Genomic DNA, 20,313 nt, shown 5'->3' with positions numbered 1-20,313 from the left:
TTTTCTTCCAGTTGATCGTCAGCCGAAACGGAAGGGCGGTAGCCCCTCCGCATCGACATCGAAGGCGATGACCGTGCCGGCCTCGAAACGTCCGGTGCGGTCGCTCGACAGGCTCGTGACGTAGAGGGTGCTGAAATCCGGCCCTCCGAAACACGGCATTGTCGGTGCTGCGACCGGCAGAATGTAGATTTCGACGACTTCGCCTTCGCTCGATATCCGGTTGAGGCGACCGGCGGAAACGCCGGCGCTCCAGTAGAATCCATCGCGATCGGTCGTCGCCCCGTCCGGCCGCCCTTGTTCCTCCGTGAAACTGCGAAGGCGGCGTCCCGAGCCGAGCTCACCCGTTGCGGGATCGAAATCGAAGGCTTGCAGAAAACACTGTCGGCTGTCGGAGTGATACATCCGCCGGCCGTCCGGCGACCAGGCAAGGCCGTTGGAGCTCGTCAGTCCCGTTGCCACCGTCCTCGTGCTGCCATCGGCGCCGACACGGAAGAGCGCCGCGTCATTCATCTGCGGCTTGGCCTCGCTGATCGAGCCGACCCAGAAATGCCCATCCGGGCCGACCTTGCCGTCGTTGAGGCGGCCATTGATGTCGCGCCCGACCGGATCGCAGAGAAATTCGATATCGCCTGAGACGGGATCAAAGAGATGGACGCCCGTCTGCAGACCAACGATGATCCTGTTGTCGCGGCAGAGCCCGAGGCTGCCGACTGCAGCCGGCATCTCGAAGCGATCGACCTTGCCTTGCGGGGACAGCCGCAGGATTGCCGGCGCCAGGATGTCGACAAGCCACAAAGCGCCGGTTTCCTCGTCCCATACGGGCGATTCGCCAACCGTCAGCGGTTGCTGCAGCACGGAACGGATCTTCGGTTCAATGATGCGCGGCGCCGTCACGAGACCGTCTCCAGATCTTTGATGAGGCCCTCGGCATCGCGCATGCGGATGTTGCCGTCGTGATTGAATTCGCAGAAACCGCCGCCTTGGAAGGAGCGGGCGACCCGCCCCTCCGCTCCGTCCTCGATACGGGCGTGATCACGCGGCCGATCCTGCGGCTGGTAGCCAAGCCGCGTCGCCAGATCGTTATCCCACCATTTCGTGTCGGTGTCGGAAACACCATAAACAACCGTTGCGGCGATCTGCGGATGGGTGAGGCCGATCCGCACCAGTTGCGCCAGATCCCCGGCGCTGATCCAGATCGCGATCGTGCGCTCGCTGTTGGGGTAGGTGCCGGCATTGCCGATGCGGATGGAAAGGGAGCGGATGCCCGATGTGTCGTAATAAAGCCCCGCCACCAGCTCTCCCCAGCATTTGGAAAGTCCGTAGGGACTGTCCGGGCGCATGGGATCGAGCGGCGAAATGACCTCGCCGCGGGGATAAAAGCCGGTCGCATGGTTGCTTGAGGCGTAGACGACCCGCTCGACCTTGTTGACCCGGGCGGCCTCGTAGAGATTGTAAGTGCCGAGCACGTTCGCCTGCAATATCGCGTTGATATCAACACCGCCCGCAAGACCGGCGAGATGAACGACACCGTCGATGCCGCCCAAAGCGGCCGTTGCCTCTTCGAGCTTTGACAGATCGGCGCCAACGAAGCCTTCATTCTCGGCCAGATCCGCAGGCTCATGAATATCGATCAGGCGGAGATGCTCAACATGCTGCCGGAGAAGCGGGCGCAGCAGCGTCCCGACACGTCCGGCGGCACCCGTCATGGCAATCCGTCTCATCGTCCTTCCTCCCATTGTCGCTCAAACCCCCTGGAACATGCGGGCGCGCGCATTCAGTATGTGTGTCTTCATCGCATCATGCGCTTCGGCTTCCCGCCGCGCGAAGATCGCCTCCACGATGACCGCATGCTCGTCCTGAACGCTGCGGATCTGCTCCGGAGTCCGTTTCAGGCTCAGGCTTCGCGTTACGGAATGGCCGATGGCGAAATGCGGCTTGAACCATTCGCGCACGGTGATGTGAAACTGATTGCCTGTCGCCATCGCGATCGCGTCGTGCAGGGCCTGGTCTTCGTCGGCGCCGAGTTCGCCGTTCCTCAGACATTGTTCGATCGCAAGAAGCGCTTCAGTGATCCGCTCCTTGTCGACCGGCTGCCAGTTTCGCGCGGCAAGCTCCGCAGCTTCGGCCTCGAGACCGGCGCGGAATTCGAAGAACCGCTGGACATCGGCAAGCGAGCCGACCGGGACCATTTTCAGCATCGACGAATCCGGCCGCTGCCGGACATAGGAGCCGGAGCCCTTGCGGGAAACGACGAGGCCGTCGGCCCTCAGACGTTCGAGCGCTTCGCGCACAACGGGTCTCGATGCGCCGAAATCGGCGGCGAGCCTGGTTTCCGACGGCAGCCGTTCGTTCACGGGAAAGTTGCCGTCCGCGATCATCCCTACGATCTTCTCGTAGATGATGTCGCTGAAGCGCGTTGCGCCCCGGTTTGAAACGGCATCGACTGCAAACGTCATTATCGCTCTTTTCTCCCCCGCCAAGTGGCGAATTCGCCCCGTCGGCTCTTCGGCCGGCGAGCAGAAGCCGGATATGCCTTCTCGACCATGCGCCGGGATGGCGCCGCGCCGTCATCGGCCGCGATGCGGCCTGTATACAGCTTCTGACAGGTCTGTCTTCTTTCCCTATCCAAGGCAGGATTGCCAATGGCTTGGCGTTGTGTCTGATACGGCATGGCTATCGAATCTGTAATTATCTGTCAACTCTTGTAATCATTTGAGAACGTGTCTATGGTTTCGTCCCAGCGCCGAGGAGGGCGCAAAACGGCAGGTCGGACGCCCGCCTGTGCCGGCATAAAAGGGGAGGAATCGATGCCCAATGAAATTCTGTCTCGCGGTATCACCCGCCGCGCCGTTCTCGGCGGCATGGCTGGTGCTGCAGCACTGTCCATCGCCGGTCGCGCCTTTGCCGCCGGCGGCGAAGCGCCTGCGCTGGCGCAACTGGTCAAAGACGGCAAACTGCCGCCGCTGGCCGAGCGCCTGCCGAAGAAGCCGATGGTGGTAACGCCGTTCGAGAAGGTCGGCACCTATGGCGGCACGTTGCGCCGCGGTCTGCGCGGTTCATCCGACCATAACGGCATTCTGCGCATGGTCGGCAACCAGAGCCTCGTGCGCTGGAACCTGGAATTCACCGCCGTGCAGCCGAACCTCGCCGAACGCTGGGAAGTCAGCGACGACGCGACTCAATTCACCTTCCATCTGATCGAAGGCGTGCGCTGGTCAGACGGCCACCCGTTCACGGCCGACGACATTGTTTTCGCGATCGAAGACTGCGTGAAGAACACCGAGCTTTACAGCGCGACGCCGGCGCAGCTAGCCGTTGCCGGCAAGCCGGTCACTGTCGAAAAGATCGACGATTACACGGTGAAATTCACCTTCGCCGCGCCGAATGCGCTTTATCTCGAGAACCTTGCCACGCCGCTCGGTCAGCATCCGACGCTCTTCCCGAAGCATTACTGCAGCCAGTTCCTGCCGAAGTACAATCCCAACATCGAGGCCGATGCCAAGAAGGCAGGCGTCACCAGCTGGACGGAGCTCTTCCGCAACCGCTGCGGCGACATCGAAATTCCGACGCGCTGGGGCAATGTCGACAAGCCGACTCTCGATCCCTGGGTCGTCAAGGAACCCTATGTCGGCGGCGCCACGCGCGTCGTCATGACCCGGAACCCCTATTTCTGGCAGGTCGATACGGCGGGCAATCAGCTTCCCTACATCGACGAGATCAATTTCGGCATTTCGCAGGACGTCGAATCGCTGATGCTGAACGTCATCTCCGGAAAGATCGACATTCAGGAACGTCACATCAGCGTGCTGGCCAACAAGCCGACGCTCTCCCAGAACATGCAGAAGGGCGATTATCGCCTGCTGACGCTCGTGCCTTCGGCCTCGCAGCAGTGCCAGATCTACTTCAACATCACCCACAAAGATCCTGCCATGCGCAAGATGTTTGCGGACAAGGCGTTCCGGCAGGCGCTCTCGATCGGCATCAATCGCCCGGAACTCATCGATATCGTCTATTTCGGGCAGAGCGAGCCCTACCAGGCCGGGCCGCGCCCGACCCATCCCTGGTACCACGAGAAATATGCGCGTCAATTCACCGAATATGACGCCGACAAAGCAGGTGCGATGCTTGATCAGGCCGGTTATAAGAAGGGGCCCGACGGCTTTCGCGTTCGGCCCGACGGCCAGAAGGTGTTCTTCTCGGTCGACGTCATTCCGACGCTTTATCCCGATCTCGTCGATGCCCTGGAGCTGGTCAAGACGCATTGGTCGCAGATCGGTATCGACATGAAGGTCAATACGATCGAGCGGGCGCTCTATTATACCCGCGGCGACGACAATGCCCATGATGCGCAGGTGTGGCCGGGGCCGGGCGGTCTCGATCCGATGCTCGATCCGCGCGATTTCTTCGCCTTCCATCCGCAGGGGTCGCGTTACGCCATTCCGTGGACGCTCTGGTATACGTCTAACGGCGCGCGCGGCGAGGAGCCGCCGGAAAGCCAGAAGAAGCGCATGAAGCTGTTCGACGAGGCGCGTTCGACGGCCGATCTCGACAAACGCGGCGCGATCATGAAGCAGATCTTCGACATCGCCGCGGAGGAATTCGAGACCGTGGGCCTTTGCCTCGCGGTCGGAGGCTTCGGCATCATCCGCAATAATCTGCGCAATGTTCCCGAGAAGCAGCCGGATAGCTGGTCCTGGCCCAATCCGGGACCTGCGATGCCGCAGCAGTTCACCTTCACGAGCTGATTTTGATCGAGCGCCGTACCGACGGTACGGCGCTTTATTCGGTTCGCCTTCCGATGCCTTGCCGGCGATGAGAGCCGGTAAGGCCCGGAGGGCGGTACTCAATGCAAGAGGCGCCCATGCTGGTCTTTATCGCCAAACGTCTGCTATGGATGATTCCATCGCTCTTTGCCGTCAGCTTCCTCGCTTTCGTGCTGATCCAGCTGCCGCCGGGCGACTACGTCACGACCTATATTGCGACGCTGGCGGCCTCCAATGAAATCGTCGATCAGAACACTGCCGCACAACTGCGCGAACGCTTCGGACTCGATGACCCGATGCTCATCCAGTATTTCAAATGGATCTGGGGCATCCTCTCGCGCGGCGATTTCGGCATTTCCTTCGAATGGCAGCAGCCGGTGTCGGATCTGATCTGGGAGCGCATGGCGCTGACCCTCGTCCTGGCTCTCTCGACATTGATCGCCACCTGGGCAATCGCGCTGCCGATCGGTGTCTTTTCCGCCGTGCGCAAATACTCGATCGGCGACTATTTCTTCACCGCCTTCACCTTTTTCGGTCTGGCCGTTCCGTCCTTCCTGCTGGCGCTGGTGCTGATGTATATCGCGGCGGTCGAATTCGGCCAGGATGTCGGGGGATTGTTTTCGCCGCAATATGAGAATGCGCCCTGGAGCTTTGCCAAGATGGGCGATCTCTTCTCGCATCTCTGGCTTCCCGTCATCATCCTTGCCGTCTCCTCGACGGCGAGCCTCATCCGCGTCATGCGCGCAAACATGCTCGACGAGCTGCCGAAGCCTTACGTGACGACGGCCCGGGCAAAGGGGCTCTCGGAATTCCGGCTGCTGATGAAATATCCGATGATGATCGCGCTCAATCCGTTCATCTCGACGATTGCCTGGCTACTGCCCAATCTCATCTCCGGCTCGGTCGTCGTCGCCATCGTCCTCAACCTGCCGACGGCCGCACCCTTGCTGCTGCAGGCGCTGATGGCCCAGGACATGTATCTGGCCGGCGCCTTCGTTCTGCTGATCTGCGCGCTGACGCTGATAGGCTCTCTGATCAGCGACATCCTGCTTGCGCTGGTCGATCCCCGCATCCGGTTGGAATAGGAGCCTGATATGGCCGACATCGCCGTTACAAACATTCAGCCGGATCGGGCCGCCGTCGCATCGCAGTGGCAGCTGATCTGGTGGGCTTTTCGCCGCCACAAACTGGCCATGGTGGCGCTCGTCGTCACCGTGATGATGTACATCGTTGCCCTGGTTCCGGGCTTCTTCGCCATCAACGATCCGAACCTGCAAAATGCGCGGGCGACCTTCCACCCGCCGCAGAAGTTGCACCTGATCGATACCGAGAACGGGTTTTCCTTCGGCCCGCATTATTATCCGATGAAGCTGACCCGCGATCCGGAAACGCTTGCCGCCATCTTCAAGGAAGACACGACGAAGCGCGTCGACGTCCAGTTCTTCGGGCGTGGCTATGAATATTCCGTGTTTGGCCTGTTCAACACCAACATCCATCTGATCGCCTCGCCCGACAAGACGACGCCGCTGCTTCTCTTCGGCGCCGACCGGCTTGGGCGCGATGTCTTCAGCCGGACGGTGCAGGGTTCGCAGGTCTCGCTGTCGATCGGCCTTGTCGGCGTCTTCCTGTCGTTGATGCTCGGCATCGTGATCGGCGGCATCTCGGGATATTACGGCGGCCGCATCGATTTCTTCATGCAGCGGGTGATCGACTTCGTGCTGTCGCTGCCGACAATCCCGATCTGGCTCGCCATGGCCGCGGCCCTGCCACAGGATTGGCCGGCGACGCTGCAATATATGATGATCACGATCATCCTGTCGCTGACCGGCTGGGCTCAGCTCGCCCGCGTCGTTCGCGGCCGCTTCCTATCCCTGCGCACCGAGGAATTCGTCGCTGCAGCCAGGCTGGATGGCGTTCGTGAAGGCCGCATCATCTTTCGCCACATGCTGCCAAGCTTTGCCAGCCACATCATCGCGTCGATTACGCTCGCAGTGCCGGCGATGATTCTGGCCGAAACCTCTCTTTCCTTCCTGGGGCTCGGGTTGCAGCCGCCGACGATTTCCTGGGGCGTGCTGCTGCGCGAGGCCCAGAACATTCGTTCGATCGCCACGGCGCCCTGGCTCTTCCTGCCGGGCTGCGCCGTCGTGGTCGCCGTCATGGCGCTCAATCTCCTCGGCGACGGTCTGCGCGACGCGGCCGATCCCTACAACAAATGAGGCCGGCATGACCGACATCGTTCCCATTGCCGGCAGGCCGCTTCTTGAGGTGAAGAACCTCACCGTCGATTTCCCGCTGCGCACCGGCGTCTTTCGCGCCGTCAGCGACCTGTCTTTTGCAATAGAGCCGGGCAAGACGCTCTGCGTGGTGGGTGAAAGCGGATCCGGAAAGTCGGTGACGGCGCGCTCGATCCTGCAGATTGTCGACGCGCCCGGCCGCATTGCCGGCGGTTCGATCACATTGAACCACCCGAATGGCGGCTCCATCGATCTGACCAGCCTCAATCCGCGCGGGCGCCAGATCCGGGCGATCCGCGGCCGCGATATCGCGATGATTTTCCAGGAGCCGATGTCGTCGCTGTCGCCCATCCATACCGTCGGCAACCAGATCATCGAGGCGCTTCGCCTTCACACGAGAATGAGCAAGGCGGAAGCGCGCGCCGAAGCCATATCGCTGCTCAAACAGGTGGAAATTCCTGCGCCTGAAAAAGCGCTGGATCGATACGCTTTCCAATATTCCGGCGGCATGCGCCAGCGCGCGATGATCGCCATGGCGCTCGCCTGCAAGCCGCAACTGCTGATCGCCGACGAGCCGACCACGGCCCTCGACGTGACGACGCAGGCCGAAATTCTCGACCTGATCGCCCGGCTGCAGAAGGCCAACGGCATGGCCGTTCTCTTCATCACGCATGATATGGGCGTCGTGGCGCAGATCGCCGACGATGTGCTTGTGATGCACAATGGCGTCGCCAAGGAATATGCGCCGGTCGAGCAGATCTTTCACGCCCCGAAAGACGACTATACCCGCATGTTGATTGGTTCGGTGCTGAAGCTGGAGCAGAAGGCCGAGATTCGCCTGGCGCGAGCGCCGCTCGATCGGACGGCGGCGCCGATCCTGGAATTGCGCAATCTTTCGATGGATTTCGGCGAGGTAAAAGCACTCGACGAGGTCTCCATTTCGCTGCTGCCCGGTGAGACACTCGGCATCGTCGGCGAAAGCGGATCTGGTAAGACGACGATGGGCCGCTCGATCATGCGGCTGCTCGATCCAACCGCCGGTGAAATCCTCTATCGCCGGGCTGATGGTGGTATCATCGACCTGGCAACGGCAAAAGGGCAGACGCTTGCCGCCGCGCGCCGCGAATTGCGCATGGTGTTCCAGGATCCCTTCGGCTCCCTCAATCCACGCATGACCGTCTCCCAGATCATCGGTGAACCCTTGCTCGTCAACGGCATCGCAAGGGGACGGGCGCTGGACGAGCGCGTCTGCCACCTGATGGAGCAGGTCGGCCTTGATCCCAGGGCCCGCGAACGCTATCCGCACGCCTTCTCCGGCGGCCAGCGCCAGCGCATCGGCATTGCCCGCGCCATCACCCTCAATCCGCGCGTCATCGTCGCCGATGAGGCGACCTCGGCACTCGACGTCTCCGTGCGCTCGCAGGTGCTCGATCTCCTGATGCGCCTACAGGACGAACTCGGGCTCGCCTATATCTTTATCAGCCATGACATCGGCGTCATCCGCTACATGTGCGACCGCGTCGGCGTCATGTATAAGGGCCAGCTCGTCGAAATCGGCGAGGCGGAGAAGGTCTGCCGCACGCCCGAGCATGCTTACACGCAAGCGCTGATATCGGCCATTCCGCGGCCGGATCCACGCGACCGCGACCGTTCGCGGCGCTTCCGTTATGTCGCTCCCGACACTCTGAAGAACGGGAGCGTTCAGCGATGAAGATCACCGGCATCAGAACGTTTCTCATGCATGCAGGTCAGCCCGATCCGTCGAAATGGGCTCCGGATGTGCGTTCAGGAGAGGGGGCGTCAACGCAGCTGCGGGGCACGAGGAACTGGCTGTTTTTGAAGATCGACACCGACGAGGGCATCACCGGCATCGGCGAATGCTCCGGCTGGCCGCGCGTTATCGAGACGGCGATCCATGATTTGGCGCCGCTCCTGATCGGCGAAGATCCGGCCCATATCGAGCGCCTATGGCAGAAGTTGCATATTGCGATGATGGGTCACGGCATGCTCGGTACGGTCGGAGGCGGCGCGATGACCGGCATCGACATGGCGCTCTGGGACATCAAGGGCAAGGCGCTGGGCGTGCCGGTCTGGATGTTGCTCGGCGGCAAGGTGCGCGACAGGATCCCGATCTATTCGCATGCCAATACGCCCGAACGTGCGCTTGCGATCAAGCAGCGTGGCATAAAGGCGATCAAGTGCGGTGGCGTGGCCGATCCTGTTCGCAAGGTCGCAGCACTGCGCGAGGCGGTCGGCGACGATATGGACATCGCCATCGACCTGCACGGTCCGCCATGGCTGACCCCTGCGGACGCCTGCCGCCTGGTGCGGGCGCTCGAACCCTATGAACTGATGTGGGTGGAAGATCCGATCGCGCCCGACAATCTCGAAGGCTACAAGCGCATTCGCGACGCCGCTCATGTGCCGCTTGCCGCCGGCGAACGCTCGGCAACCATCTTTGGCGAGCGCGAGCTCATCGAACGAGAGCTGGTCGATGTCATTCAGCCCGATACCGGCCGGGCCGGCGGCATCACTCAGATGAAGAAGATCGCGGCCATGGCCGAAGCCCATCACATCCAGATGGCACCGCATTCTGGCTCGCTCGGACCGGTGGCGGAATATGCAGCCCTGCATCTGTTGGCCGCCATTCCGAACGCGCTCATCCTCGAGCGGCTGGACGACGACTGGGACGGCCGCTGCCGGACGATCGTGCCGCATCCCGAGCAGGTCGATGGGCTGATCGCCGTTCCCGATGCCCCCGGGCTCGGCTGTGATATCGACGAGGAATTCGTCGCCCGCTTTCCGAGCGGCGGCAACGTCTCCGTTCCCGTGCCAGAGGCCGCCGGATCCTACAATCCCGGAACCTACAACGAGCATCTCTACGTGCAGACGCGCGTGGCGCGCCGCAGTTATTTCAATCGCTAGAAGGACAGAATGATGAAGATCGACCGCATGCGGGTGTTCATGACCCGTGACAAGGACCGACCCCGCGTGATCGTCGCACTGGACACCGATGACGGGCTGACGGGCTGGGGCGAATGCTACAATCACGGCCCCGACAAGGCGCTGCCGCCGCTGCTCGATTATCTCTACGGCTTTCTCTCCGGCCAGGACCCGACACGCGTCGATTATCTCGTCAACCTGCTGATCCAGCAAAGCCGCTTCCCGCCGGGCGCACTCGGCCTTGCTGCGATTTCCGCGCTCGACCATTGCCTGTGGGATTTGGCGGCCAAAGCCGCGAATGTCCCGGTCTACAAGCTGCTGGGTGGCGAGGTGCGCGACCGCATCAAGGTCTATGCCGGGGTCTATACCGCCCCCGACGCGCCAGCCGCCCGCGACGAGTTCGACCGCCTGAAGGAGGAATGGGGTTTCACCGCCTTCAAGCTCAGCCCCTGGCGTATCGACATGCATGCTCATCGCTGGGGCAATGTCGTAAAAGCCTCGGCCGACTATTTCCGCTCGCTTCGCGAGACGGTGAATGACGAATACGAGATTGCCTTCGATGCTCATGCCAAGATTTTCGAACCGATCGCCGCAAGGCAACTCGGCAATGCGCTGGCGCCCTATGATCCGCTGTTCTACGAAGAGCCGCTGCGTCCCGAGAACATCGAGGCCTGGGGCGACCTGAAGCAGGGGCTCAACTGCGTGCTGGCCACCGGCGAGTCGCTCTATAACAGGAATGAATTCCTGCGGCTGCTGCAGGTCAAGGGCGCCGACTTGATCCAGCCGGATATCTGCGTCGTCGGCGGCATCAGCGAAATGCGTCGCATCGCCACGCTTGCCGAAGCCTATTTTGTCGGCGTCGCTCCGCACAACCCGATGGGGCCGCTGGCGACGGCGGTCAATGTGCATTTTTCGGCCGCGGCCCAGAATTTCCGCATCCTCGAATACCGGCTGCCAAAGGGCCAGGCCTATGTCTATGGCGGCCTCGACATCGAGAAGCGGCAGGGGGAAACCCGCTATGTCGTCGACCCTTATCTGCCGAAGGATGGCTATCTCGAACTGCGTCCCGACCGGCCCGGCTGGGGCGTCGAAATGGACGAGAAGGCGATGCAGGAGGAAGGTTACATCCATTGGCAGCGGCGTGTGCCGAAGCGGCCGGACGGCTCCTACGCCTTCGCCTGAGGGTGTTACACACTAAACCAGAGCTGGCCGCCGGCTTGGCGCGGCCAGCTCCCGCGGAGCCACGTTGCGGGCATTGCAGGAACATCGCGATCCCATTCCAAGCGCCTCTAGGCGTCTTTCGGCAGCACTGAGCGAACCCTCGCGATGAAGACGTGGAAGTCCTGCATGAACGTTCGAAGGAAATCGGCGGTGCTGGCGTTCGTGACCTCGCCGTCATCGGTGATCAGCCCCGGAGTGAATTGGATGTAGGCTTCCGGAGCATTCATCTGCGGAGAGTTGCAGAAACTGAGCACGCTGCGCAAATTCTGCTGGGCGACGGCTGTGCCGATGGCGCCCGGCGACGTGCCGATCACCGCCGAGGGCTTACGTGTGAACGAGTTGGTGCCGTAGGGGCGGCTCGCCCAGTCGATTGCGTTTTTCAGCCCGCCGGGAATGGACCGATTGTATTCGGGCGTCACGAACAGCACGGCGTCAACGGCCGCGATTGCCGCCTTGAATGCCCTGCCGGCCGGAGGGTAATCGGCGTCGTAATCGTAACTGTAGAGTGGCAGGTCCTTGAAGGATATCTCCGACATTTCAAGTTCCGGTGGGGCGACGCGCACCAGCGCCTTGGCGAGCTTGCGGTTGATCGAGCCCTTGGCGAGGCTGCCGACAAGATAGCCTACTTTATGCGTGGTCATGGTGTTCTCCAGTATCCCGCATGATAAGGGACCTATCATACGCGGAATTCTCGACGGGGTCTCTGTTCTCTGGGCACAAGCAACTATTCGCCGATAAACGTGACCGTCTCGGCCAGTGGCGCGCGGCCCGTACGGGCGTAACTTACGGCAGGGTCTTCGTAGCCGATCGACATGCCGCAGAAGAGGATCAGTCCGTCCGGGGGTGACAGGACCTCCGCGACCGTCTCGCGAACCTGCGACCACGCCATCTGCGGGCAACTGTGCAGTCCTTCGGCGCGGAGCAGCAACATGACGGTCTGCAGATACATGCCGACGTCGGCCCATTGGGGCAGGCCCAGGTCGCGGTCGATGTAGCAGAACAGGGCGGCGGGCGCGCCGAAGCAGTTCCAGTTGGCGATTGCTGCCCGTTGGCGCGCCTCCCAGTCCTCACGCGCAATGCCGAGCGCGCTGTAGCGCTCCTTGCCGAAGGCGGAGCGGCGCTCGCCGTAGGGGGGCTTCAGCACGGAGGGGTACATCTCGTACTGCCGCTTGTCCCAGGCGTCGCCATGCGCCACGCGCTCGACGGCAGATGTCTTGAGTTCGGCCAGCGGCGCTCCGGTCATCACGTAGGTATTCCACGGCTGGATATTCGATCCTGACGGTGACCAAGCCGCGGCGTCCAGCACGCGCTCAAGTATCTCCATCGCCACAGGCTGGTTTTTAAATCCGCGCACCGACCGTCGGCTTGTGACTGCCTCATATACGTCCATGATCGCCTCCATGCGCCGGGCCGTTCGTGATGCGATTCATTATCTTCATTTGCAATGGAGGCGTAATCACACCGTGGTCTAGGAGGCATACATCAAACGTACATCAGCGATCGATGCCGAGGCATGTCAGCAGATTGGGAGACCAATCATGAGCGGCAAGATCAGCGTTCCGCCAACGGCGTTAGGTGCCCACGGCTCGGGCACGTTCTGCCGCCGTACGACGATGCGATCCGAAGATGTCAGCGAGCGTATCGAGCATTGCCCTGACCCCGTCAGATTGAAGTGAATAGTAGATCGTCTGCGCAGCCCTTCGTGTTTGCACGAGTTCCTGGTCTCGAAGAATTGCCAGATGCTGAGACGTCGAAGATTGGCTCAACCCCACCTCGTCAGCCAGGACGGTTACGGACATTTCTCCTTCGGTCAACAGATGCAGAATGTGAAGCCGTTTGGCATTCCCCATGGCCGACAGGAAGTTTGCTTCGTTGTCGAAGGCATTGGTTTTAGGGGAAGGCGCGACTGACGATTGATTGTTCAAGGCGAGATCTCCTTTGGGGAACCAAAGCCGGGTACGATGTCATATCCCCGAACTTTAATTTAGAGATAACGCAAGCGTGCGGGGCCGAAACCTATTAGTGGCGCCGCATCCTCTTTTTTGGCGTGAATCGGATACGGCGTGCATCAAATGGACAGCCGGCGTTCCTGGCTCCTTGATTAAAAGCTAACGCGCCCCAACCTGACGCATCTGTGCCGGCAATGTTTCCCAGGCCCGGATCAGTTCGCCGATCGAGGCGGCCTCCATCTTGTGCATGACATTGCTGCGATGCAGCTTGACCGTCACCTCGCTGATGCCAAGGTCGAAGGCGATCTGCTTGTTGAGGCGCCCGCGTGCCACTTCGTGCAGAACCTCGCGCTCGCGCTGCGTCAGCGTCTCCAGCCGTTCGATATTGCGATTGGCGATCGCCGCTTCCGCTCGTCGTTCGCCGTCCACGACGATGGCTGCTGTCACGGCATCGAGCAGCGTCTGGTCCCGCGCCGGCTTGGTGAGGAAATCCACGGCGCCGGCTTTCATCGCCTGGACCGTCATCGGGATATCGCCATGGCCGGTCAGGAAGATGATTGGCTTGGCAATGCCGTTCTCGGCCAGATGGCTCTGCAGGTGGAGACCGCTTGCCCCCGGCATGCGCACATCGAGGATCAGGCAGCCGGGTCTGTCCAATATATCCGCGTCGAGCAGTTCGCGGGTCGAAGCAAAGCTGACCGGCTGAAAACCGGCCGACAGGATCAGCTCCGACAGCGCCTCGCGAATGGAGGCGTCGTCGTCCACGATCATGACGAGCGGCTGATCCTCTTCACGTTCACGCTGCGCTGACAAAGGCGCCGATCTACGAACGAACGGCTGGTCAACCCTCATGTCACCCTCCATCTCTCTATTTGTGTAAGGCATTGGCGATGGCCGCGATCAGGGCCTGGGCATCGAATGGCTTGCGGAAGAATCCGCCGGCGCCTTGAGCGCGGCCCTGATCCGCGATCTCGTGGCGGCCCGTGATCAGGAAAACCGGCAGCTCCGGACGTGATTTCCTGACGAGATCACGAAGTTCGAAGCCGTCTATGCCGGGCATTCCGATGTCGGTGATGAGCAGATCCAGGTCCGACAGCCCGTTGACGAGCAGCGAGCCTGCCGACGAGAAGGCGCGGGCGACATAGCCCGCGGATTCCAGAAGGTCGCTCATCGATTCAAGGAGTCTTGGATCGTCGTCGACAATTGCCACGACATGTCTTGTCTTGTTCATGTTCAATTCCCTCCCACCCGGCGCGAGTGGGTTATCGGTATTTCCAGTTTCTCCGCGATGCGCACGAGGTCGGCGAGCGATGCCGCCGCCATCTTCTGCATCACGTTTCTTCTGTGGATCTGCAGCGTGACTTCGCTGATCCCCAGTTCTGCCGCTGCCTGCTTGTTGAGAAGGCCGCTGACGACGAGCGGCAACACCTCGCGTTCACGCGGTGTCAGGTCGAGATAGTGCTGCTTCAGCATGCCGAGTTCGGCGCGCTCGGTCCTCTTTTCCCGATCCTGGGCGATCGCCGCCTGGATCGCCGCCATAAGGTGCTCATCGCTGAAGGGCTTGGTGAGAAAATCCACCGCGCCGCGCTTGATGGCGCGCACGGAGGAGGGAATGTCGCCATGTCCGGTGACGAAGACGATCGGCGGATGATCGCCGTCGGCGATCTGCCTCTGCAGGTCGAGGCCGTTGATATCGGGCAGTTCGATATCGAGGATAAGGCAGGCGGGAACATCCGGCTTGTCCGCTTGCACATAGTCGCGGGCCGACTCGAAGGCGATGGCGCGTATGCCATGCGAGTCCAGCAGCTCGCCGAGCGCTTCGCGGATACGTTCATCGTCATCGACGATGAACACAATATGATCGTCCGCCGTCATGACGCCGCCTTTGTTTCAATGGGCAATGTGAAGATCAACGTCGCTCCGTGCGGATTGTTCTTCTCCGCCCACAATCGTCCGCCATGCAGCTCGACGATCGAGCGGCAGATCGCCAGCCCCATGCCCATGCCGTTTTCCTTGGTCGTGAAGAACGGCTCGAACATCTTCTCGGGGAATTCGATTCCCTCGCCGCGGTCGCTGATTTCGGTCTGGATGGCATTTCCCACATGACGCACACGCATCTCGATCACCCTGTCGCCGGCAACGGCGTCCATCGCCTCGATGCCGTTGCGGATGAGATTGATCAGAACTTGCTGGATTTGGACGCGATCGATGGCGATGAGCGGAAGGTTGCCATCGACCTCCACCTCCATGCGGGCGCGACGGCGCGCCATCTCGTCGGCCATGAGGTTACGCGCTTCGTTGACGATGCCCGAAAGCGCCGTTTGTACCCTCCTGTCTGCGGATTGTTTGAACAGGGCGCGGATGCGGCTGACGACATCCGCGGCCGAATTGGCGTCGCGGATAATGCGCTCGACCGTCCGCTGCGCTCGCTCAAGATTCGGCGGTTCGGCCATCAGCCAGCGCTGGCAGGCATGCGAGTTGGCGACGACGGCTGCGAGCGGCTGGTTCACCTCATGGGCGATGGAGGCCGAGAGTTCGGCAAGGCTTGCCACCTGACTCGATCTTGCAAGGCCCTCTCGCGCCTGACGGAGATCTTCCTCTGCCCGAACTTCGGCGTCGATATCGAGGCAGATGACATTCCACTGGACGATCACGCCTTCGGCATTGCGCATCGGCGCAGCCCGCGTCTCGACCCAGCGATATTCGCCATCGAACCGCCGCAGACGATGCCGGCGCGCATAGGGCTCGCCGGTGCGCAATGAATGGGCATAGTTCTCTTTGACACTCGCCAAGTCGTCGGGATGAACGCCGGCATCGAGTGTGCCGTCCAGCCGGGTTTTTCCCGTTCCATCAAGCTCTTCGAGCTTATATCCGAGGAAGTCGCGCAGTTGAGGGTTGCGGTATACCGGTTCTCCATCCGGAGCCGCACAATCGATCATCGCAGGCAGTGTTTCGACGATCTGCCAGAGCGACCGTTCCCTCTCGCGCAACTCCTCCTCGATGCGCAGTTGATCGTCTATGTCATGCGTCAGGCCGTACCATTGAATGATCCGCCCGCTTTCGTCCCTCAGCGGCTCCGCGCTGCCTCTGACCCAGCGGTAGATGCCATCGGCGCGCCGCAGGCGATACTGTTTGGAGAAGCGCTCGCCGGTGGCGAAGGAATGCCTCAGCGCCTCGCCAAGGCTTTCCGCATCGTCGGGATGGATGGCGGCTTCAATGATGGCGGACAGCCGGTTCGTGCCCGGTTTGCCTGTGTCTGCAATATCGGGACCGAGAAAATTGATCAGCCGCTTATTAAAGAAGGTCGGCTCCCCCTCCGCATTCAGCCGCCAGAGAAGGCTCGGCACGATATCGACGAGCTGCGATAACTCCCGTTCCCGCTCACGCAGAGCCTGTTGCGCGCGCACCTCGTCATCGATGTCGATCGCAGCCGCGTACCATTGCACGATCGCTCCATTCTGATCCCGCAACGGCTCGGCCCGGCCTTCCATCCAGCGATATTCGCCGTCCGCCCGACGCCGGCGATATCGTATTGTGTAGGGCTCCCCGGTCGCAAGCGCGCGCGCGAGCACCTCTCTCATGCGGGGTCCATCCTCGGGATGCACGGTCGCCCCGATGATGGCTGCCGAGCGGCTGATATCAGGCTTGTCCCAGGCTGCGACATCATCCACCCCGATGGATTGCAGTGTACGCCTGCTGAAGAACGTCGGTTCGCCATTGGGCGCCATGCGGGCAATGTGAACCGGGACCATGTCCACGAGCTGCGAGAGCTCGCGCTCGCGGTCACGCAAGGCCTCCAGCGCACGCACCTCTTCGTCGACGTCGAGAGAAACCCCGTACCACTGCACGACGTTTCCATCATCATCGCGCCGCGGTTCCACTCTGCATTCGGCCCAGCGGTAGACGCCGTCCCGTTCGCGCCAGCGAAACCGCATCACCGTACCGCCGCCGGCTTCGAAGCAGTTCCGCAGCGTATGCTGAACCTCGGGGGCATCCTCGGGATGGATCAGCTGCTGCAGCAGATCTTCGATGCTCGGCTCGCCGATCGCTTCGAAATCGGCAATGACGGCGCGGAAGTGATCCTGGTAGCGTTTGTTGAAGTAGATCGACCTGCCCGCCGGCTCCACGCTCCACACGCGGACCGGAACGGCGTCGATCATCTGCTGAAGCTGCCGTTCGCTTTGTCTGACCGCCTCTTCGGCATGGACCTGATCGTCAATGTCATGGCAAAGCCCGTACCATTGGAGGATGTTGCCGGCCTGATCCCTCAGCGGCTCGGCGCGGCTCGACATCCATCGATAAACACCGTCAGCACGGCGCAGCCGGTAGCGCATGGCGAAGGTCTCGCCGGTGACGAGGCAATGGCTGAGCGCCGTGCTGAATTCGGCCGCATCATCGGGATGAACGATGGCTTGAAAAAGCGCTTCCAGCCGGCTCATATCCGGCTTGTCAGAGTCCCCTACGTCAAGGCCGAGGAAATCGACCATACGCTTGTTGAAGAAGGTCGGTTCGCCCTCGCGCGTCAGCCGCCAGACATGGCTCGGCACCATGTCCACGAGCTGCGACAGTTCCCGTTCCCTTTCGCTGAGCGCTTCCACGCTCTGACGCAACGAAAGCACCGCCAGCTGATGCTGACGCGATATGGCGGCGACGATCAGCGCTGAGAATGCCGAGATCGCCAGAAAAAGCTGCAGCATGACCTGATTGTGTCTCTGGGACTCCGGATCGCCGGCAAACTGGCTGGCTCCGGTTATCGTGAAGACGGCGGTGATCAGGGCGAGGAGGGCGAGCGACACCGCCGCTCCCTTGAATTCAAAGCGGACCGCGGCCCAGAGAAGAGGCGGCATGATGATATAGGCGAAGGGGAGATAGCCACTCAGCGAAAGCGTGGCGACGCCGAGAAAGATCAGCGCCAGGACGGCTGCTTCCACCCATTGCCCGATCGAAAGCCGGGTCTTGCCGCGCCAGCTGTGGAAGAGGACCAGCGCCAGCGGCGCCACGATCAGGACACCGGTCGCGTCTCCGATCCACCATAAGGGCCAAGCCGTCAGGAAGGATTGCGACTGGATGCTGAACCAGGCAAGCGTGGCGCTTCCGATGGTCGCGCTGACGGTTGGCGCAATTCCGGCGCTGATGACGACGAATGCGGTCACTTCCTGCAGGGTTTCGAGCCGAACCGGGAGCTTCAAAGTCCGGTTGACGAGCCATGCCGCGACCATCGCTTCGAGAGCGTTGCCGACATAGATCAGGAAGGCCGCAGCTTGCGGACTATGGAACCACAGGACATTGCTGAACATCTCCGCCAGGCAGCCCGCCAGTATCCACCATGGCCAGCTAGGTCGGGAGGCGAGGATGAGGGTCGCGATGAACAGCCCGGCCGGAGGCCAGATGGAAATACCGGTTCCCGGCACCACCGCGAGCGACTGGGCGAAGCCGCAGGCGAGCACATAGGCGAGGAAGAAAAGCGCCAGACGCAGGAATGGGGGGCGGTGAGACCAGGCGCTTTCCATCCCTCGCTCCGGCCGGACAGGCAAAGCCGGGGAATCGTCAGCATGTCCTGCAGCAGTTGTTTTCCATTTCGGGGCCGACGCGCTCATATTGGAACCGTAATCTTGCCGCACCACAACCGCAACTCATGGAAACCCATGCATTGCGCGGGAATGGAGCCGATTTTTCGGCCCCGGGCGTAGCCTTTTGTGTTTCCGATGAGGCATCCTAAACTTTGGGCTGGCTTCGCTATGCCCTGCGTCTCGGACGTTCGACCTCAGGCATGATGGAAGGCGCTCGGCGTTTTGGTCATTCTCCGTCCGCGCAAGCACGAGGACGATGCAACAGAGGAGGCCGAGATGAAAATCGTGGTAGCGGGAGCAAGCGGCCTTATCGGAACGCAACTGGCGGCGGATCTGCGGCGCTCGGGCCACGACGTCGCGGCCGCATCGCTGTCGCTCGGCATCGATACGGTGACCGGCAAGGGCCTGGAAGCGGCAATGACAGGTGCCGAAGTCGTTGTCGATGTGACCAATGCCGCCTCCTTCGGCGATAATTCGGCGCTCGATTTCTTCAAGGCATCGACGAAGAACCTGCTCGCAGCCGCGGCGGAAGCCGGCGTCCGGCATTATCTCGCGCTTTCCGTCGTTGGCACGCCGCGCCTGGTCGAAAGCGATTATTTCCGCGCGAAAGCGGTGCAGGAAAATCTCATTCGGGCCTCGGCTCGTCCCTACACGATTCTCCGCTCGACGCAGTTCTACGAATTCATCAACGGCGTGATCGACTTCGGCGCCGAGGGCAACGTCGTTCGTTTGCCTCCGGCCTCCGCGAGGCCGGTCGCGGCTCATGAAGTCGCGGCACTCCTGGCGGAACTGGCGACAGGAGACCCCTTGGGCAACATCATCGAGATCGGCGGCCCCGAACAGTTCGGCATCGATGAAATCGCCCGGATCTATCTCGCCGCGAACGAAGACCAGCGACAGGTGATTGCCGATCCTTCCACCTCGTATTTCGGCGTCGAACTCACCGGTGACGTGTTGCTGCCTCATGTCGGCGCGCGCGTGGCGACCCAGAAGCTCTCCGAATGGCTCTACCGGTCGATGGCGGCTTAGCGGCCATCTTGAATCGCGCCGACAAGAAACGGCCGGCGAGCCGCTTCGAGAAGCTGCGCGGCCATGCCGGCAAGGGCCTCGATACCGACGCTATCATGGCTTTGACGCGCGGGAAAACGTGACCTCCGTTGATACCAATGTGCTCCTGGACCTCGTAACTGACCACCCAGAATGGGCGGACTGGTCTATTGCCCAGCTCGAAGCCGCGAGTATCGAGGGTCCCCTGCTCATTAACGATGCCGAACTTGCGGTTCGATACGAGAGTATCGAGGCCCTGGAGGCCTTTGTGGAACAGGCTGCCCTCGAGATGGTGCCGATGCCGAAACCCGCCTTGTTTCTTGCGGCAAGGTTTTCACGCAATATCGCAAAGCAGGCGGGACGCGCACCGGCGTATTTCCCGATTTCTTTATCGGCGCTCATGCCGCCGTGCAGCACCTGCCGCTCCTGACGCGAGATGTCGGCCGCTATCGCAGCTATTTCCCCTCGCTGAAATTGATAGCGCCCGGTTTGTGAGGGTTCGGCGAATGGCGGGGTCACACCAAACGTTGATCCTGTTCTAATGATAGTTAGAGCATGATGCGTCCGAGACAGGCGCCATGCTTCA

At 61.6% G+C, this 20,313-nt stretch carries 18 protein-coding genes and 1 pseudogene; 9 read left to right on the top strand and 10 right to left on the bottom strand.

Features of this window, described 5'->3' with window-relative positions; all coding sequences use genetic code 11:
- Positions 1 to 18: 18 nt before the first annotated feature.
- The 3 genes from AMK02_RS26180 to AMK02_RS26170 are packed head-to-tail and all read right to left on the bottom strand — an operon-like array spanning position 19 to position 2,456.
- Positions 19 to 894, bottom strand: a complete 876-nt coding sequence (locus AMK02_RS26180; protein ID WP_064807506.1) for an SMP-30/gluconolactonase/LRE family protein — start codon at positions 892 to 894, stop codon at positions 19 to 21.
- Positions 891 to 1,721, bottom strand: coding sequence for an NAD-dependent epimerase/dehydratase family protein (locus tag AMK02_RS26175; RefSeq protein WP_064807504.1), 831 nt, complete (start codon positions 1,719 to 1,721; stop codon positions 891 to 893). Before AMK02_RS26175 ends, AMK02_RS26180 begins: the two co-directional genes overlap by 4 nt.
- Positions 1,722 to 1,742: 21 nt before the next feature.
- Positions 1,743 to 2,456 (bottom strand): FadR/GntR family transcriptional regulator, encoded by a 714-nt coding sequence (locus AMK02_RS26170; protein ID WP_064807502.1) that lies wholly within the window; start codon positions 2,454 to 2,456, stop codon positions 1,743 to 1,745.
- A 351-nt stretch (positions 2,457 to 2,807) separates the two neighbouring features.
- Here AMK02_RS26170 and AMK02_RS26165 point away from each other — a divergent pair, with 351 nt between their 5' ends.
- The 6 genes from AMK02_RS26165 to AMK02_RS26140 all read left to right on the top strand — a co-directional run bounded on the left by AMK02_RS26165 (position 2,808) and on the right by AMK02_RS26140 (position 11,122).
- Positions 2,808 to 4,745, top strand: a complete 1,938-nt coding sequence (locus AMK02_RS26165) for an ABC transporter substrate-binding protein (RefSeq protein WP_064807501.1) — start codon at positions 2,808 to 2,810, stop codon at positions 4,743 to 4,745.
- A gap of 116 nt (positions 4,746 to 4,861) precedes the next feature.
- The gene (locus tag AMK02_RS26160; protein WP_064807967.1) at positions 4,862 to 5,848 is read left to right on the top strand and encodes an ABC transporter permease; all 987 of its coding nucleotides are present in this window, start codon (positions 4,862 to 4,864) and stop codon (positions 5,846 to 5,848) included.
- Positions 5,849 to 5,857: 9 nt separating this feature from the next.
- On the top strand, positions 5,858 to 6,979 hold the full coding sequence (locus AMK02_RS26155) for an ABC transporter permease (RefSeq protein ID WP_064807499.1): 1,122 nt from the start codon (positions 5,858 to 5,860) through the stop codon (positions 6,977 to 6,979).
- 7 nt (positions 6,980 to 6,986) lie between these two features.
- On the top strand, positions 6,987 to 8,708 hold the full coding sequence (locus AMK02_RS26150) for an ABC transporter ATP-binding protein (RefSeq protein WP_064807497.1): 1,722 nt from the start codon (positions 6,987 to 6,989) through the stop codon (positions 8,706 to 8,708).
- Positions 8,705 to 9,922 carry a mandelate racemase/muconate lactonizing enzyme family protein gene (locus AMK02_RS26145; protein ID WP_064807495.1) on the top strand — a complete coding sequence of 406 codons (1,218 nt, stop codon included), beginning with the start codon at positions 8,705 to 8,707 and terminating at the stop codon, positions 9,920 to 9,922. Before AMK02_RS26150 ends, AMK02_RS26145 begins: the two co-directional genes overlap by 4 nt.
- 12 nt (positions 9,923 to 9,934) lie before the next feature.
- Positions 9,935 to 11,122, top strand: coding sequence for a galactarate dehydratase (locus tag AMK02_RS26140; protein WP_064807965.1), 1,188 nt, complete (start codon positions 9,935 to 9,937; stop codon positions 11,120 to 11,122).
- A gap of 107 nt (positions 11,123 to 11,229) precedes the next feature.
- Here the strand turns inward: AMK02_RS26140 and AMK02_RS26135 are convergent, their stop codons facing one another.
- From AMK02_RS26135 to AMK02_RS26105, 7 genes are all read right to left on the bottom strand, one after another.
- Positions 11,230 to 11,802: an NADPH-dependent FMN reductase gene (locus AMK02_RS26135; protein ID WP_064807493.1), complete on the bottom strand. Its 573-nt coding sequence runs from the start codon at positions 11,800 to 11,802 to the stop codon at positions 11,230 to 11,232.
- Positions 11,803 to 11,885: 83 nt separating this feature from the next.
- The gene (locus AMK02_RS26130; RefSeq protein ID WP_064807963.1) at positions 11,886 to 12,551 is read right to left on the bottom strand and encodes a nitroreductase; all 666 of its coding nucleotides are present in this window, start codon (positions 12,549 to 12,551) and stop codon (positions 11,886 to 11,888) included.
- 181 nt (positions 12,552 to 12,732) lie between these two features.
- Positions 12,733 to 13,086: an ArsR/SmtB family transcription factor gene (locus AMK02_RS26125; protein WP_064807491.1), complete on the bottom strand. Its 354-nt coding sequence runs from the start codon at positions 13,084 to 13,086 to the stop codon at positions 12,733 to 12,735.
- Between the two features lie 183 nt (positions 13,087 to 13,269).
- A complete protein-coding gene (locus tag AMK02_RS26120) occupies positions 13,270 to 13,962 on the bottom strand; it encodes a response regulator transcription factor (RefSeq protein ID WP_064807489.1) in 693 nt (230 codons plus the stop codon).
- A gap of 16 nt (positions 13,963 to 13,978) precedes the next feature.
- A complete protein-coding gene (locus tag AMK02_RS26115; RefSeq protein ID WP_064807488.1) occupies positions 13,979 to 14,341 on the bottom strand; it encodes a response regulator in 363 nt (120 codons plus the stop codon).
- 2 nt (positions 14,342 to 14,343) lie between these two features.
- The gene (locus AMK02_RS26110; protein WP_064807486.1) at positions 14,344 to 14,985 is read right to left on the bottom strand and encodes a response regulator transcription factor; all 642 of its coding nucleotides are present in this window, start codon (positions 14,983 to 14,985) and stop codon (positions 14,344 to 14,346) included.
- Entirely contained in the window at positions 14,982 to 18,620 is a 3,639-nt protein-coding gene (locus tag AMK02_RS26105; RefSeq protein ID WP_064807484.1) for a PAS domain-containing protein, read from the bottom strand. Before AMK02_RS26105 ends, AMK02_RS26110 begins: the two co-directional genes overlap by 4 nt.
- 336 nt (positions 18,621 to 18,956) lie before the next feature.
- Here AMK02_RS26105 and AMK02_RS26100 point away from each other — a divergent pair, with 336 nt between their 5' ends.
- From AMK02_RS26100 to AMK02_RS26090, 3 genes and pseudogenes are all read left to right on the top strand, one after another.
- A complete protein-coding gene (locus tag AMK02_RS26100; RefSeq protein WP_064807961.1) occupies positions 18,957 to 19,709 on the top strand; it encodes an SDR family oxidoreductase in 753 nt (250 codons plus the stop codon).
- Positions 19,682 to 19,831: a hypothetical protein gene (locus AMK02_RS31520; protein WP_442966377.1), complete on the top strand. Its 150-nt coding sequence runs from the start codon at positions 19,682 to 19,684 to the stop codon at positions 19,829 to 19,831. Before AMK02_RS26100 ends, AMK02_RS31520 begins: the two co-directional genes overlap by 28 nt.
- Positions 19,828 to 20,222, top strand: a pseudogene (locus AMK02_RS26090) (type II toxin-antitoxin system VapC family toxin). The gene AMK02_RS31520 and the pseudogene AMK02_RS26090 overlap by 4 nt, the downstream one beginning before the upstream one ends.
- Positions 20,223 to 20,313: the final 91 nt, after the last annotated feature.

The organism is Rhizobium sp. N731 (assembly GCF_001664145.1).
Lineage (GTDB): Bacteria > Pseudomonadota > Alphaproteobacteria > Rhizobiales > Rhizobiaceae > Rhizobium > Rhizobium esperanzae.
Note: the sequence above shows the minus strand (reverse complement) of the source record. Positions and strands in the feature narration are given on the sequence as shown.

Coding starts and splice junctions, on each gene's coding strand:
- AMK02_RS26175 (WP_064807504.1), bottom strand. CDS start 1,721: ATGAGACGGATTGCCATGACGGGTGCCGCCGGACGTGTCGGGACGCTG.
- AMK02_RS26170 (WP_064807502.1), bottom strand. CDS start 2,456: ATGACGTTTGCAGTCGATGCCGTTTCAAACCGGGGCGCAACGCGCTTC.
- AMK02_RS26165 (WP_064807501.1), top strand. CDS start 2,808: ATGCCCAATGAAATTCTGTCTCGCGGTATCACCCGCCGCGCCGTTCTC.
- AMK02_RS26160 (WP_064807967.1), top strand. CDS start 4,862: ATGCTGGTCTTTATCGCCAAACGTCTGCTATGGATGATTCCATCGCTC.
- AMK02_RS26155 (WP_064807499.1), top strand. CDS start 5,858: ATGGCCGACATCGCCGTTACAAACATTCAGCCGGATCGGGCCGCCGTC.
- AMK02_RS26150 (WP_064807497.1), top strand. CDS start 6,987: ATGACCGACATCGTTCCCATTGCCGGCAGGCCGCTTCTTGAGGTGAAG.
- AMK02_RS26145 (WP_064807495.1), top strand. CDS start 8,705: ATGAAGATCACCGGCATCAGAACGTTTCTCATGCATGCAGGTCAGCCC.
- AMK02_RS26140 (WP_064807965.1), top strand. CDS start 9,935: ATGAAGATCGACCGCATGCGGGTGTTCATGACCCGTGACAAGGACCGA.
- AMK02_RS26135 (WP_064807493.1), bottom strand. CDS start 11,802: ATGACCACGCATAAAGTAGGCTATCTTGTCGGCAGCCTCGCCAAGGGC.
- AMK02_RS26130 (WP_064807963.1), bottom strand. CDS start 12,551: ATGGACGTATATGAGGCAGTCACAAGCCGACGGTCGGTGCGCGGATTT.
- AMK02_RS26120 (WP_064807489.1), bottom strand. CDS start 13,962: ATGAGGGTTGACCAGCCGTTCGTTCGTAGATCGGCGCCTTTGTCAGCG.
- AMK02_RS26115 (WP_064807488.1), bottom strand. CDS start 14,341: ATGAACAAGACAAGACATGTCGTGGCAATTGTCGACGACGATCCAAGA.
- AMK02_RS26110 (WP_064807486.1), bottom strand. CDS start 14,985: ATGACGGCGGACGATCATATTGTGTTCATCGTCGATGACGATGAACGT.
- AMK02_RS26105 (WP_064807484.1), bottom strand. CDS start 18,620: ATGGAAAGCGCCTGGTCTCACCGCCCCCCATTCCTGCGTCTGGCGCTT.
- AMK02_RS26100 (WP_064807961.1), top strand. CDS start 18,957: ATGAAAATCGTGGTAGCGGGAGCAAGCGGCCTTATCGGAACGCAACTG.
- AMK02_RS31520 (WP_442966377.1), top strand. CDS start 19,682: ATGGCTCTACCGGTCGATGGCGGCTTAGCGGCCATCTTGAATCGCGCC.